At 41.0% G+C, this 14418-nt stretch carries 11 protein-coding genes and 4 pseudogenes; 2 read left to right on the forward strand and 13 right to left on the reverse strand.

Annotated features, from left to right (window positions below; all coding sequences use genetic code 11):
- Positions 1–54: 54 nt before the first annotated feature.
- Positions 55–1044, forward strand: a complete 990-nt coding sequence (locus tag M2369_RS03725) for a Gfo/Idh/MocA family protein (RefSeq protein ID WP_061420063.1) — start codon at positions 55–57, stop codon at positions 1042–1044.
- Between the two features lie 55 nt (positions 1045–1099).
- On the opposite strand, the gene M2369_RS03730 is transcribed toward M2369_RS03725, so the two are convergent.
- From M2369_RS03730 to M2369_RS19445, 9 genes and pseudogenes are all read right to left on the reverse strand, one after another.
- The gene (locus M2369_RS03730; RefSeq protein WP_008344162.1) at positions 1100–1624 is read right to left on the reverse strand and encodes a type 1 glutamine amidotransferase domain-containing protein; all 525 of its coding nucleotides are present in this window, start codon (positions 1622–1624) and stop codon (positions 1100–1102) included.
- 90 nt (positions 1625–1714) lie between these two features.
- Positions 1715–2668, reverse strand: coding sequence for a methyl-accepting chemotaxis protein (locus M2369_RS19410; protein ID WP_370529237.1), 954 nt, complete (start codon positions 2666–2668; stop codon positions 1715–1717).
- Positions 2660–3703 (reverse strand): annotated as a pseudogene (locus tag M2369_RS19415) (HAMP domain-containing protein); the annotation flags it as partial. The pseudogene M2369_RS19415 and the gene M2369_RS19410, both read right to left, overlap by 9 nt.
- A gap of 370 nt (positions 3704–4073) precedes the next feature.
- A complete protein-coding gene (locus M2369_RS19420; RefSeq protein WP_370539194.1) occupies positions 4074–5021 on the reverse strand; it encodes a methyl-accepting chemotaxis protein in 948 nt (315 codons plus the stop codon).
- Positions 5013–6050, reverse strand: a pseudogene (locus M2369_RS19425) (HAMP domain-containing protein); the annotation flags it as partial. The pseudogene M2369_RS19425 and the gene M2369_RS19420, both read right to left, overlap by 9 nt.
- Before the next feature lie 177 nt (positions 6051–6227).
- Positions 6228–7178, reverse strand: a complete 951-nt coding sequence (locus M2369_RS19430) for a methyl-accepting chemotaxis protein (protein ID WP_370529239.1) — start codon at positions 7176–7178, stop codon at positions 6228–6230.
- A pseudogene (locus tag M2369_RS19435) lies at positions 7173–8216 on the reverse strand (HAMP domain-containing protein); the annotation flags it as partial. The gene M2369_RS19430 and the pseudogene M2369_RS19435, both read right to left, overlap by 6 nt.
- A gap of 126 nt (positions 8217–8342) precedes the next feature.
- The gene (locus M2369_RS19440) at positions 8343–9293 is read right to left on the reverse strand and encodes a methyl-accepting chemotaxis protein (protein WP_370529240.1); all 951 of its coding nucleotides are present in this window, start codon (positions 9291–9293) and stop codon (positions 8343–8345) included.
- A pseudogene (locus tag M2369_RS19445) lies at positions 9285–10334 on the reverse strand (cache domain-containing protein); the annotation flags it as partial. The gene M2369_RS19440 and the pseudogene M2369_RS19445, both read right to left, overlap by 9 nt.
- A 156-nt stretch (positions 10335–10490) precedes the next feature.
- Here M2369_RS19445 and M2369_RS03755 point away from each other — a divergent pair.
- On the forward strand, positions 10491–11231 hold the full coding sequence (locus M2369_RS03755; protein ID WP_008345763.1) for a protein-glutamine gamma-glutamyltransferase: 741 nt from the start codon (positions 10491–10493) through the stop codon (positions 11229–11231).
- 21 nt (positions 11232–11252) lie between these two features.
- Here the strand turns inward: M2369_RS03755 and M2369_RS03760 are convergent, their stop codons facing one another.
- From M2369_RS03760 to M2369_RS03775, 4 genes are all read right to left on the reverse strand, one after another.
- A complete protein-coding gene (locus tag M2369_RS03760) occupies positions 11253–11501 on the reverse strand; it encodes a hypothetical protein (protein WP_041507693.1) in 249 nt (82 codons plus the stop codon).
- Positions 11502–11525: 24 nt separating this feature from the next.
- Positions 11526–12557 carry a nitronate monooxygenase gene (locus M2369_RS03765; RefSeq protein ID WP_041507694.1) on the reverse strand — a complete coding sequence of 344 codons (1032 nt, stop codon included), beginning with the start codon at positions 12555–12557 and terminating at the stop codon, positions 11526–11528.
- A 15-nt stretch (positions 12558–12572) separates the two neighbouring features.
- The gene (locus tag M2369_RS03770) at positions 12573–12974 is read right to left on the reverse strand and encodes a secondary thiamine-phosphate synthase enzyme YjbQ (RefSeq protein ID WP_041507695.1); all 402 of its coding nucleotides are present in this window, start codon (positions 12972–12974) and stop codon (positions 12573–12575) included.
- A 136-nt stretch (positions 12975–13110) separates the two neighbouring features.
- Positions 13111–14403, reverse strand: coding sequence for a hemolysin family protein (locus tag M2369_RS03775; protein WP_024719710.1), 1293 nt, complete (start codon positions 14401–14403; stop codon positions 13111–13113).
- Positions 14404–14418: the final 15 nt, after the last annotated feature.

The following is a 14418-nucleotide window of genomic DNA, read 5'->3' on the forward strand; positions in this document are numbered from 1 at the left end:
TACAAACGCTTTCAAAGCATGTATAATCAGAGAAAAGCAGAAGGAGGGAATGTGATGATTCGATTTGCTGTCATCGGAACGAATTGGATTACAGATCGATTCTTACAGGCTGGTGAAGGAGTGGCGGATTTTACATGTACGGCCGTCTATTCTCGGTCTGCTGAAAAAGGACAGACATTTGCAGACAAGTATGGCATTGATACCGTCTTTACTAATTTACAGCAAATGGCGGCAAGTGATGCGTTTGATGCTGTGTATATCGCAAGTCCAAACGCCCTTCACAAAGAGCAAGCGATGCTGATGATGGCGCATCAAAAACATGTATTATGTGAAAAACCATTGGCCTCTCACCGGAAAGAGGCTGAAGAAATGATTGCTGCTGCGAAAAAATATCAGGTGTGCTTAATGGAAGCGATGAAGACCACATTTCTGCCGAATTTTCTTCAAATCAAACAGCATCTTGATCAACTAGGCCCCATTCGGCAAGTGATCGCTCATTACTGTAAATATTCCTCAAGATACGATGCCTACCGAAACGGTGAGATTCCAAATGCTTTTAAGCCGGAATTATCCAATGGCTCCTTAATGGACATCGGCGTGTATCTTGTCTTTCCCATCATTTATTTATTCGGGCTGCCACATCAAATCACCGCGAGAGGCTATACACTTTCTTCTGGAGTAGATGGGAGCGGTTCATTACTTTTACAATATGAAGGGCATCAAGCACTGCTTTTTCATTCAAAAATCTCAACATCTCATGTATCTGCTGAAATTCAAGGGGAGGATGCCACAATGGTGATTGATCAATTCCATCGCCCTTCTCGTATCATCATCCATGATCGGAATGGACAGCAAACCGATATTTCTCTCAAAGATGATCAACCTGCTATGTATTATGAAATCGATCACTTCATTCAATGCATCAAGCAAAAAAAGGGACAGTCGCCAGTCAATACATTTGCCTTATCCGTTCAAACCATGTCCGTCATGGACGAGGCGAGAAGACAAATGGGCATTATCTATCCAGCCGACAGACAAATGTAATGAGGCATTGAATGAACAAAGGGCGTTTTACAGCCCTTTGTTTGTTCGTGTGAATCTAGTTTGCCGCTAATACATCGGCAAATGCTTTCACATATGGCGGAAGGTCCGGCGGGCGTCTGCTTGATACAATATGACCATCTGTCACAACGGCTTCATCAAACCATTCCGCTCCAGCATTCGTCATATCATCTTTAATACCAGGTGTACTCGTCACTTTTTTACCTTTCAGGATACCAGCAGAAATGAGTACCCATCCGGCATGACAGATTTGTCCGATCGGTTTGCCCTTTGCATCAAACGTACGAACGATGTCTAATACTTCTGGATATCGGCGCAGTTTATCCGGTGCCCAACCCCCAGGAACTAGAACCGCATCATAATCATCTGCTTGAATGGAATAGAAGTCTGCATCTGATACAGCTGGCACTCCGTACTTCCCGATATATTCATGATCTGCTTTTTCGCCTACGAGATGGACAGTTGCCCCCTCTTCTCTTAATCGCAAAACGGGATACCATAGCTCTAAATCTTCAAAATCATCACTGACTAACGCAATGACCTTCTTATTTGATAAACGCATAACATCTCTCCTTTTCTTCGGATTTCCTCTATTGTACGAGATCATCTCTTAAAAAGAAAAGCGGTTCCCCTTGAGGAGAACCACTTTCCATTATTCACTGATCTTGAATTTTTTAATTAAGTCACGCAATTCTTCCGCCATTTGGGAAAGCGTCGTCGAAGAAGAACTAATCTCTTCCATTGATGCCAGCTGTTCTTCTGCTGATGCCGCGATATCTTGAATACTTGCTGAACTCTCTCTCGATACATCTGCAATTTCATTCACTGCTTTAGAAATTTGCTCAGATCCTTTTGAAAGCTCACGAACTGTCGTATTCATTTCATTGATTCTTGTCGCAATTTCTGCCGTTTGCTGATTGATTTGTGAGAAGCTTTCTTTTGTTTGGTCTGTAATTGATAGGCCATTTTTTACTTCTTCATTCACAGATTTGAACATATTTTGAGACGTTTCTATTTCAGAGACAATTTCTTTGACGAGTTTTTCAATCTCTTTTGCAGAATCTGATGATTGAACCGCCAGCTTACGGACTTCTTCTGCTACAACCGAGAAGCCTCTGCCTGACTCGCCCGCACGTGCTGCTTCAATGGCTGCATTCAGAGCCAGTAAATTCGTTTGATCTGCTATACCGTTAATGACACCTAAAATGTTGGTGATATCTTTTGATTTATGCTCTAATCCGTTAATCACACTTTCAGCTTCTTTCACTGAATGATCAATCGTTTTCATTTGGCCAACTGTCTGTTCAACAAGCTGTCCGCCTGTTTCTGCGACTGTTTTTGATTGAACCGATGATTCTGTAATGACATCAGATGTTTGAGCAACTTCATTTAGCCCTTCGTTCATTTGTTTCAAGTGGGCTGCACTTTGTTCCACCATTTCACTTTGATTTTCGTTTCCATTCGAGAATGTTTCAATGGATGATGTAATATGTTCGGTTGCTTTTGTCGTTTGACCTGCACTTGCCGTCAGTTCTTCAGACGATGACGCCACGTTCTCAACAGATGTCTGTACAGCTTGGATGACGTCTCTGAGTGACTCACTCATTTCATTAAAACTTGTACCGAGCTGACCAATTTCATCATTTGATTTAACATCAATTTTTTCTGTTAAATCTCCTTCGCTAATCTTCTTAGAAGAGGAGACAAGCATGGAAAGTGGTTTTGTAATAGAACGGATGATAAAGAAGATGAGAATCCCGCCAATGATGAGCGCACCAGCTAATATAATAGCCGCCATGTTGAAGACTGGCTGCGCCGCTTCTTCTACTTCATTGACAAACATTGTACCGGCAATTTTCCAACCAGTCGCTTTGTTTGTTGTGAACTCCATTTGCTTTTCTTTTCCTTCAAACATATAACTCATTGAACCTTTGTCTTGTGTATAAAGCTTGTCTACCCAATCACCTGTTAATTTTGTTCCTGCTTTTTTTGTTGGATGTGCCACGTATGTTCGATCTGGGCTGCCGATAAAAGCATGACCCTCTTTACCAATATTGATACTATTAGACTCTTTTACTAGATTTGCAATGTCCAGGTTCATGGCAATAACACCAGAACCATCCTCTAGTTTTTTAGAAATCGTCACAACAAGCGTACCAGTTGATGCGGTTGGATATGGAGCGGAAACAGACAGCTCACCATTTTTCGCCCAGCCATCTTTGTACCAATCCCGCTCAGTTGCGACATAATCAGCAGGCATTTTTTGATTAGGATATCTTGAGAACACTTTTCCATCACTTGAAGCAACAAAGATGCCTTCTGTGTCATCATTCATGCTCATGAACTGCTCAAAGCGTCCTTGAATATCAGTCGTTCCTTTTTGCCCCAGCTTTTTCTCCGTAATCCATTTGCTAAAGAAATCGGCTGCGTCTGTTTTTACTTTTACAACCTTCGTAATGTTTTTGTCCAGCTGTTCTACATTTTCCTTTGCACTTTGCATGATTTGATCATTTAAAGAGGTGCTCGCCGTATGATATGAAGAGAATGCCAATACGATAATTGGGCATAAAAGAATAAATAAGAAAGAGAAAACGAGCTTTTTTGATATCGATGGTTTTTTGAAATACTGTATGAAATTCATAAAAAAGAAAACTCCTTTTAGTAAGATAGTATATATATCGGAAGTACTACTAGGTTCTTTACTTTTTTAACTTATTAAAGTCTAGATAAGTCCAAAATACCCAAATTATGTGCAAACAACGGAAAAACACCTGACGTCAAAACGTCAGGTGTTCCAGATTATTGACAAAGGGCTAAAATGAACTTTATTTTAGCCCTTTGTCTTCTTTTCAGCGTGATAGAAAACCTTTGCAGCCCTAGGAAGGACGAGTACTGGCGCGGAGCGAATTTGAATTCGTGAGCACCAGCACGCAGGACTGACACCGAATGCGAGGGTTTGTCTACACGCTGAAACCCCTAACGTCAAAACGTCAGGGGTTCTACTATGACTCTTATATTTTAAATTGTTTGATGAGCTCTCTCAGTTCTTCTGCCATTTGAGATAAAGTGGCGGAAGATGAGCTGATCTCTTCCATTGATGCCAGCTGTTCTTCTGCTGAAGCCGCAATATCTTGGAAACCTGCGGAACTTTCACGTGAAAGCTCTTTGATTTGATTGACTGCTTGTGAAATATCGTTTGAGCCATGAGAAAGTTCTTGGGCTGATCCGTTCATTTGTTTCATTTGTTCTGTCATTTCTGATGTCTTATGGGTGATTTTCTCAAAACTCACTTTCGTTTCATCTGTAATGTTTAATCCAGATTGCACTTCACCTGCTACTTGTCTAAACATCTTCTGCGACTTTTCAATTTCATCTACAATTTCGTTCGTTAGGCTTTCAATTTCTTTTGAAGAGCTGCCTGATTGCTCTGCCAGCTTGCGGACTTCTTCTGCGACCACAGAGAAGCCTCTTCCTGCCTCACCTGCACGTGCGGCTTCTATCGCTGCATTTAAAGCGAGGAGGTTCGTCTGATCTGCAATGCCGTTGATGACTCCAAGAATGCTTGTAATGTCCTTAGATTTCTGTTCTAGCCCTGCAATCACAAGCTCTGCTTCTTTCACTGCTTGTTCAATCGTTTGCATTTGACCTGCTGTTTTTTGAACGAGCTCTCCACCAGCCTGAGCGGTTTTGCTAGACTCGATAGATGATTCCATCATGTGAGAAGTCGTGTTGACCATATGTGATAAACTGCGATCCATGTCGTTTAGCTGGACAGAGCTTTTTTCAATCATCTCATTTTGATGTTCATTGCTGTTTGAGAACTGTTCAATAGATGAGGTAATATGCTCAGTTGCTTGGGCTGTCTGTCCTGCGCTAGCCGTTAATTCTTCAGATGAGGCAGCAACATTTTCAATTGAATTCTGGACGGCTTGAATGACTTGTTTCAGCTTTGCCGACATATCGTTAAAGCTCTGTGCAAGTTTGCCGATTTCATCATGTGTGCGCACCTCAATATGCTGGGTAAGATCCCCCTGACTGATTTTCTCAGCCGATTCAGAGAGCTCTATGAGTGGTTTTCGGATTGATTTAATAATAAAATAAATCGCGATTCCACCGATGACAATCGCAGCAGCTAGGATGATCATGGTTAAGTCAAGCACTGGCTGCGCGGCTTCTTTCACTTCGTTGACATACATTGTTCCCGCAAGCTTCCAGCCTGTCGCTTCATTTGTGTCATAAAACATTTGCTTCGGCTGTCCGTTGAATTCATATTCGAAACTGCCTTTTTTATTGTTATACATTTTTTCGATGAAATCGCCTGTCAGTTTCGTCCCGGCCTTTTCCGTTTTATGAGCAATGTAACGTTGGTCTGAGGTAGCGACAAACGCATAACCTTCCTGACCAATTTTGATGCTGTTTGTATCTTTCACAATTGTGTTCAATCGTACATTTATGCCGATAACACCAGAACCATCTGCTAACTGTTCTGATATTGTGATGAGCAGGTCATCTGATGACTTGTCTGTAAAAGGATCTGAAATGATGAGTTTGTCATCTCCCATTGATTGTTGAAACCATGGTTCATTTTTTGCGCTTTTGGCACTGCCTTTATGAATCTCGGAATATTCAGTTAGTTTACCATTCTGATCTGCAACAAATACTTCTACGACATCGTCGTCTGTTTCCGATAGTTGCTCTAATTTCACCTTAAGTAAATCCTTATTTTTAGAGGCCAGTTCCTTTTTTTTCACCGATTTAGATAAATAAGAAACAATATCAATTTTAGGCTGTACATCTTTATTGATCAGTTCATTTAATTGATTCACACCATTTGCAGCGCTAGACATAATCTCATCATTGAGAGACTTAGACGCCACTTCATAGGAAAATGCGGCCAACACAAGAATGGGCACTAGGAGAATCGCTAAGAATGCAGTAATTAATTTCTTTGACATCGTAAAGTGCTTAAAAAAGTTGATTTTTTTCATGACTCTACTCCTTTTGGTTTATGATTTGGGATCACCCCCCTCTATTCTTAGGTAATACGGATTATTTTTCAAGGTGTAATGTTCAAAAAACCACCAAAATAAGCATATTTACCTATTTCTTTCGATTTATTCACTTCAAAAAAAGAACCCCCTAGCTGGAGGTTCTTTTCATTTGGTTTATTCGACTTTAAATTTGCTAATCAAATCACGTAATTCTTCTGCCATTGAAGAAAGGGTGGCAGAGGATGAGCTGATCTCTTCCATTGATGCCAGCTGTTCTTCAGCTGAAGCGGCAATGTCTTGAATATTGGCGGAGCTTTCACGTGATACGTCTGCAATCTCACGGACAGCCTCAGAAACATGTGCAGATCCTTTTGACAACTGGACAACTGTTCGATTCATTGTTTGGAGCTGATCTGAGATTTCTTTGGTCATGTCGAAAATATTGTGGAAGCTGACTTTCGTTTGTTCAGTAAAGCTTAATCCTGATTGAACTTCTTGATTTACTGCTGTGAATACTTCTTGTGATACATCAATATCTTGAACGATTTCTTTGATTAAGTTTTCAATTTCTTTCGCTGAGTTGGCAGATTGAACAGCAAGTTTTCTTACTTCTTCTGCTACAACGGAGAAACCTCGACCAGATTCTCCAGCTCTTGCTGCCTCAATTGCTGCATTCAGCGCAAGTAAATTCGTTTGATCTGCGATGCCATTAATGACACCAAGAATCTGGGTAATATCTTTTGATTTGCTTTCTAGCGCACTGATGACATTCTCTGCTTTTTTCACTGATTGATCAATCACGTTCATTTGAGAAGCGGTTTTTTCTACTAGCTGTCCGCCTTCTCCTGCAATCTCTGTTGATTTGATGGATGAAGCGGTAATCGATTCGGCCGATTCATTCATGTGCTGAAGGCCTCTGTTCATTTCTTCTAACTCTTCTGAGCTTGATTCCACTTTATCATTCTGGCTTTCGTTACCAGTAGAGAATTGTTCAATGGCTAATGTAATATGCTCTGTTGCTTTACTTGTTTGTCCTGCGCTTGCGGTCAGTTCTTCTGATGAAGAAGCGACATTTTCAACGGAGGTTTGGACGGCACCAATGAGGGATCTTAATGAGTCAATCATCGTATTAAAGCCTTTACCAACTTGTCCTATTTCATCATCTGATTGAATCTGAAGTTTATCACGTAAATCACCATCGCTGACCTTTTTCGAGAAACGGGCCAGATTGGATAATCTATTTGAAATAGAGCGGACAATAAAGAAGATGAGGGTTCCTGCTACGATCAGTGTCACACTGAACACAATAATGGCTGTATTAAAAACGGGTTTAGCTGCATCCTCTACTTCTGATACGAGCATCGTACCGCCGATTTTCCAGCCGGTTAGTTCATTGGTGACATAAGCTACCTTTTTATCTGTTCCATTGAGTGAATAGCTGCCGTTTCCTTGTTTGTTTTTAAAAATAATGTTCGCCAAATTCTCATTGACTTTGCTTCCTGGCTTTTGGGTTGGATCTGCTAACACGGTTTTATCCTTCTCCATGATGAAAGCATATCCTTTTTGACCTATTTTGATTTCTTTTAGCTTTTGAATGAGGCTGTCAATTTCCATATCAAGACCAATCACCCCTGAGCCATCTTTCGTTTTTTGGGCAATGGTGATGACCATTTTACCTGTAGATGCTGCGACATATGGCTTCGTGATGACTTGTTTACCATCAGCACTCATGGCCTCTTGATACCATGGACGCTCTCGCGGGTCATAGCCTTCAGGCATTTTTTGAACTGGGTATTGCATGAACAAACCCTTTTCTGAACCTGCATAAATGGCTGAGACATCTTTTTCATTAATTTTTCCATATTGCTGCAATTCTTTAATGGTAGCTTTTCTATTTTTTTCTTGAAGATTAGCCGCCTTGAGATCATCTGTAAACAGGGTCACAGCCTCTGCCTTGTTCCCAATATTCTCATCGATTAAGGTATCAAATGCATTGACCTGACTCATCGCACTGCCCATAATCTGTTTGTCTAACTCTGTCTTTGATGTGAAAAACGCACTAATGGTCAGTGCAACTGTTGGCAGTATAAGGACTACCAAAAAGGCAATAACTAATTTTTTAGAAATGGATGGTTTTTTGAACCATTGGATCATTTTTCCCATTTTCTCTTTCCCCCTTTACTTCTCTAAAGTTATTATCGGATGAAAGGTTTATTTTTAGAGGGCTGGAAATGACGTTTAAAAATAAAAAAAATACCCAGACAATTCTGGATATTTTTTCATCGTTTTTTAATCAATTTTAAATTGACTTGTCAGCTCTTTTAATTCCTCAGCCATATTGGCAAGTGTGACAGAAGAGGACGAAATTTCTTCCATAGATGCCAATTGTTCTTCAGCAGATGCCGCAATATCTTGAATGTTCGCCGCACTTTCTCTTGAAACTTGACGCATCTCTTGCATGGCTTGTGATACAAGTTTTGATCCGCTTGATAGGTCAACCGCTGTATCATTTAATTGAGTGAGTTTTTTCGACATACCTTCTGCCGCCTCATAGATGTTTTGGAAGCTTTCTTTTGCTTCTTCTGTCATCCCAAGTCCTGCATTTACTTCTCGGTTAACAGCTTTGAACATCTCTTGAGATTTGGAAATTTCCAACACAATTTCTTGGATCAGCTTTTCAATTTCTTTCGCTGAATCTGCAGATTGGACCGCTAGTTTTCTGACTTCCTCTGCTACGACAGAGAAACCGCGCCCTGATTCACCTGCTCTTGCTGCTTCTATGGCTGCATTGAGTGCAAGTAAATTCGTTTGATCTGCGATGCCATTAATGACATTTAAAATGCTCGTAATATCTTTAGATTTGTATTCTAATTCTTTCATGACTTGTTCGGCTTCTTGTACAGATGTATCGATATGTTTCATTTGATTCGCTGTGCTTTCAACGATACGTCCGCCTTGTCCAGCCGCTTCTGTCGATTGAATGGAGACAGCAGTCACTTCTGATGAAGTTTGTGACATACCTTGTAATCCTTCATTCATTGCGACAAGCTGATTCGTGCTAGATTCGACTTTCTCATTTTGTGCTTCATTCCCATTTGAGAATTGTTCAATCGACATGGTGATATGCTCTGTCGCCTGACTTGTTTGGCTGGCACTAGCAGTCAGCTCTTCTGAAGCTGAAGCTACATTGTCGACAGATTGCTGGACCGCTCGGATAACTTCACGCAAAGATTCACTCATCTTACTAAAGCTTCTTGTGAGGTCTCCTATTTCATCCTTCGATTTGGTTTCGAGGGTTTCCGTTAGATCCCCTTCACTCACCTTTTCTGAGAAATCAACAAGCCTTCTAAGTCCAATTGTGATGGAGCGAACGATAAAGAAGATCGCAATACCGCCAAGGATAAAAGAAGAAATTAAAAGAATAATGGCAGAATTCCAAACTGGCTGTGCTGCTTCTTCTGTTTCTGATACAAACATCGTTCCAGCAATTTTCCAACCTGTTAAATCATTTGTTACAAAAACGAGACGTTTTTGCTCTCCTTTATTCTCATAAGTTGATGTTCCTTCTTTGCTGCTGTAAAGGATTGATGAAATATTTTCAGTCACTGCAGATCCTGATTTTTCTTCTGGATGAGCGACAATCTGTTTATTTTTATTTGCAATAATTGGATATCCTTCTCGTCCAATTTTAATATCTTTGATTTTATCGACGATATCCTGAACATCAATATCAATCCCAATGGCTCCCGATCCGTCCTTTAGACGCTGAGCGATTGTGACAACCATGCCGTTTGTTGTGGCAGAGATGTATGGATTGGTGACCACAGGTTCACCTTTTTCGTCCTGCATCGCCGCTTTATACCAGTCACGAGTTGTTGGATCATAGCCTTTTGGCATGTCCACTTTAGGGAACTGAATAAAGTCACGATTTTTACTTGCTGCATAAAACCCAACCACATCATCTTCATTGATTTTACTGTATATCTCAAAATGCTCATACAGTTCGTCCTGGTTTTTCTTTTTAAAGTCTGCAGCACTGGATGTTTCGGTAAACAGTTTGACTGCGTTCTCCTTATTCAAAAGCTTTTGCTCAATCATGTCATTCAGCTCATTGACTCTTGCGTTTGCTCCGTACATGATTTCATGATCTAATTCTTCTTTGGCAATCTGATATGAAATCGTACTGAGTGTAATGATAGGCAAGACGAGAACAAGTGTGAATGAAATAATCAGCCTTTTAGAAATCGATGGTTTTTTCAACCATTTTATGATACTTTTCATGTTTTTCCTCCTTTTAAACGTTATGTTTTATATCGGACAGCTTCATATTATTTTCATGTTTTTCAAATAAAAAGGATGACTTTTTGTTTATTTTCACAAATTGATTCCTTGCCCAAGCATCCCGCATACGCTAATACAAAAGGGGGCGTTTTTCATATGATTATCCTTTCAGGACAGCCAGTGACAAATGAGCAGCTGGCATCGTTTCAGCTAGAAGGACAAAAGCGGATCATTTTGATGCAGTTACAAGCCTCAAATGATACGTTCCGTTATAGGCAGGCATCTGATTTGTTATTTGAGGTGACTTTAAGATCGAATATCATGAATGCGGCAAGAGATTTGAATAAGAGCGGTGCCTCATTTGCTATCTTTCAAAGGTCCCGTGCGAATGACGCCTATTGGCGTGTATCAGAGGCCGGAGCGTTAGAACTGCGCTATCAAGTCGAGCCATCTACAGGGATTAAAGACATCTTTGAAAATGGCTCAAAATATGCCTTTGAATGTGCCACAGCGATTGTCATTGTGTTTTATATGGGAGTCTTGCAAACGGTAGGAGACGAGAAGTTCAATCGAAGACTTAGAAGTTTAACACTGTATGACTGGCACTATGATACATTGTCCATTTATACAGAGCGCGGAAATGATTTTATTTATGGGGATTGCCTATATTTCGAGAATCCAGAGTTTAGCTATCAACAGTCTCAATGGCGCGGAGAAAATGTGATTTACTTAGGGGAAGATCAATATTATGGGCATGGGCTTGGGATCTTAACAGCTGCAGAGATTATCGATAAATTAAATGCCAGAAGACGGCCAGGGGCGGTTCAGTCCGCTTATTTACTGCCGCAGACTACTAGGATGGATGTTATTTATCTCAGGCAAATGTTTGGCAGCTAAAAAAGGCCTCTTGTCTATAGGTTATGACAAGGGGCCTTTGTATGCCTTGCGTTTTCGGTAATCATGGAGCGTGCCAAGCATTGCGTTTGCTAGGATTTCCATTTCTTCTAGATGGTTTCTTGTGACTGGAGGGTCGTGCTGATTCCATTTCACATAACGAACAAAATAGTAATGACGAATGGGGGTAAGAACGGCAGGGGAGTGCGGAAAATCATCAAATAGAAATTCAATTTGTCCTTTTTTCCGATATGAATGTTTTAAGATTTCCATCCTGTCACACCACCCATCATCAAATTATATCTGCGTGAGTTCATGCATGATCTCTTCAACGGTTAAAATGGAATGAATACGGCCAACCCCCTGACCTGCCCAAAGAGCCATTTGTTCTGGGTTTCCTGCAGCAGCTGCCGCTTTTCGCATCGGTGTTGTCCATACATGCTGTATAGGATAGGGAAGAACCCGGTCTTCATTTCGTCTTTCTTCCTCCATCCACTGATTGACAATACCTCTGGCTTTTTTTCCAGAGAAAAGCCGTGTCATCGCTGTTTCACTGCCTTCTGCCTGTAACAGCGCCTTTTTGTACACATCTGCCGCAGCACTTTCTTGACTCGCTAAAAATCGTGTCCCTATTTGAACCGCACCTGCTCCAAGTGCTAGTGCAGCTTTCATAGTGGTCCTGTCTGTGATACCTCCAGCGGCAATCAATGGGATATGACAGACAGACCTGACATCACTGATCAGGCAGAAAAGTCCCTGCTGAGCATCTCCCTTTGAAGGTAAAAAGGTGCCTCGATGCCCTCCTGCTTCGCTTCCTTGTAGAACAATGGCATTCATTCCTTTTTCTTCCAAAAGCAGTGCTTCTTTTTTTGTTGTAGCTGTTCCGATGAGAAAGATCCCCTTTTGTTTCAGGTGATGAATTGTTTGTTCGTTTGGACAGGCAAATGTAAACGACACAGCTGGGACTTCTTCTTCTTGAAGAATGTTGATTTTTTCTTCATAGTCCTTCCATAATTCTTCTTCGCTAGGGATTATCTGTGCTTCTGGTATGACAGGCAGCCGATCTGTCCAAAATGATACATCTTCTGTTTTCGTTTCTGAAATGGGTTCAGGGACAAACACATTCACTTGAAATGGACGAGATGTCAGCTGTTTGACCTGTCTGATTTGCTGCCTCATCTTTTCAGGCTGTACATAACCACTTGCTAAGCTGCCGAGACCGCCATATTGTGAAACAGCGGCGACAAGCTGCGGCGTCACCGCTCCTCCTGCCATTGGTGCTTGAATGATGCCATGTTCAATTTGAAGTAACGCTGTGAATTCTCCCATCTTCTCCCCCCGCCCTTACTCGTTAGATGACACCTGTACATAAAAGTGACGATGTCTCGGTCCGTCAAACTCACAAAAATAGATTCCCTGCCACGTTCCAAGCACAAGATCACCATGATGGACAAGAACATGCTGAGATGCTCCCATATAACTAGCTTTCATATGCGCTGCTGTATTGCCTTCCATATGACGATCTTTTGGATGTTCCCATGGAAAGACTTCGTCAAGCCGGCGCAGCATATCTCGTTTGACGTCTGGGTCGGCATTTTCATTAATGGTGATTCCAGCCGTCGTATGTGGACAATAGACCATAACCGTTCCGTTTTGAATCCCAGTTTCCCGGACATATTGCTGAACTTCATGGGTAATGTCTATCATGTCAGCGTGTTTGTCTGTTTGTACGTTGATTTTTTTCATTTCACTGGCTCCTTTTGATCATGTCTATAAAACCATACCCTTTTTATGTGAAATCAATCACTGCCGGTTGGCAGAAACAAATCTTCTTACCTAAAGTTTACCAAGCAAAAAAACCTCGTCAATAGCTCCGAGGTTTTTAGGAAAAGTGAACCTTTTTTACTTCTATGGTTCGAATATGATGATCTTCTGCATCGACAATTTTAAATTCACAGCCTTCTGCTTCAATGATATCTCCAATGTCAAAATCAATTTTATGCGTCATCATCCAGCCGGCAATTGTATCAACATCATCATTTTCAATCGCTAAATCCAATAAATCATTTACTTCATCGATCAAGGCTTTTCCATCCATGACATAGTGGAAGTCACCTTTTTTCACAATATGCGGGGTTTCATCTTGATCATATTCATCTCGAATCTCACCCACAATTTCTTCTAATATGTCTTCAACTGTGACGAGACCTGCTGTTCCGCCGTATTCATCTACAAGCACCGACATATGAATCCGTTCCTTTTGCATCAAAATCAGCAGTTCTTGAATCGGTGTACTTTCAATGACACGAATGACAGGGCGCATTAAGTCTTCAATGGACACCTCTTGATTGAGAAAACTTGCTTTAAATACGTCTTTGCTATTGATCACACCAATGACATGATCTTTGTCTTCTTTAATGACAGGATAACGTGTATACCTTTCGTTCAGCATATAATGCGTCACGTCTTCCAGGCTCTGTTCAATTTCAATGGCAGAGATTTCTGTGCGCGGGATCATGATCTCTCTCGCCACTCGGTTATCAAATTCAAATATTTTATTGACATATTTGTATTCAGATTGGTTGATCTCGCCCTTTTCGTAGCTTTCAGACAGGATGAGACGCAATTCTTCCTCACTGATCGCCACTTCATGTTCTTTGACAGAATGAAAACCAAATAATTTCACAATGCCTCGTGCAGCCCCATTTAATGCTTTAATAAACGGGTACATGACTTTATAGAAAAAAATAAGAGGTTTTGCCGTCACAAGACTGACAGCTTCTGCCTTTTGAATGGCAATCGTTTTGGGAGCAAGTTCCCCAACGACAACATGCAAAAACGTAATGATCACAAAGGCAATGATAAACGATATGATGTCTGTCAAAGCGGAATGAAGCCCTGCCTTTTCAAAAAGCGGATGCAGGAAATGTTCCACTGTTGGCTCCCCTAACCACCCTAAGCCTAATGCCGTGATGGTAATGCCAAGCTGACAGGCAGATAAATATTCATCAAGGTTGGTTGTCAGTTTTTGAACATGAATGGCTCTCTTATCACCGCTTTCAATCAGCTGATTGATTTTTGAGCCTCTAATTTTCACAATCGCAAATTCAGTGACAACAAAAAATGCTGTCGCAGCAATGAGTAATAGGACTAAAAATACGTTTAAAATATACAAAAAAACCCTTACCTA

Source organism: Bacillus sp. JUb11, from assembly GCF_024807925.1.
GTDB classification, from domain to species: Bacteria; Bacillota; Bacilli; order Bacillales; family Bacillaceae; genus Bacillus; species Bacillus altitudinis.

Coding starts and splice junctions, on each gene's coding strand:
- M2369_RS03725 (WP_061420063.1), top strand. CDS start 55: ATGATTCGATTTGCTGTCATCGGAACGAATTGGATTACAGATCGATTC.
- M2369_RS03730 (WP_008344162.1), bottom strand. CDS start 1,624: ATGCGTTTATCAAATAAGAAGGTCATTGCGTTAGTCAGTGATGATTTT.
- M2369_RS19410 (WP_370529237.1), bottom strand. CDS start 2,668: ATGAGTGAGTCACTCAGAGACGTCATCCAAGCTGTACAGACATCTGTT.
- M2369_RS19420 (WP_370539194.1), bottom strand. CDS start 5,021: ATGTCGGCAAAGCTGAAACAAGTCATTCAAGCCGTCCAGAATTCAATT.
- M2369_RS19430 (WP_370529239.1), bottom strand. CDS start 7,178: ATGATTGACTCATTAAGATCCCTCATTGGTGCCGTCCAAACCTCCGTT.
- M2369_RS19440 (WP_370529240.1), bottom strand. CDS start 9,293: ATGAGTGAATCTTTGCGTGAAGTTATCCGAGCGGTCCAGCAATCTGTC.
- M2369_RS03755 (WP_008345763.1), top strand. CDS start 10,491: ATGATTATCCTTTCAGGACAGCCAGTGACAAATGAGCAGCTGGCATCG.
- M2369_RS03760 (WP_041507693.1), bottom strand. CDS start 11,501: ATGGAAATCTTAAAACATTCATATCGGAAAAAAGGACAAATTGAATTT.
- M2369_RS03765 (WP_041507694.1), bottom strand. CDS start 12,557: ATGGGAGAATTCACAGCGTTACTTCAAATTGAACATGGCATCATTCAA.
- M2369_RS03770 (WP_041507695.1), bottom strand. CDS start 12,974: ATGAAAAAAATCAACGTACAAACAGACAAACACGCTGACATGATAGAC.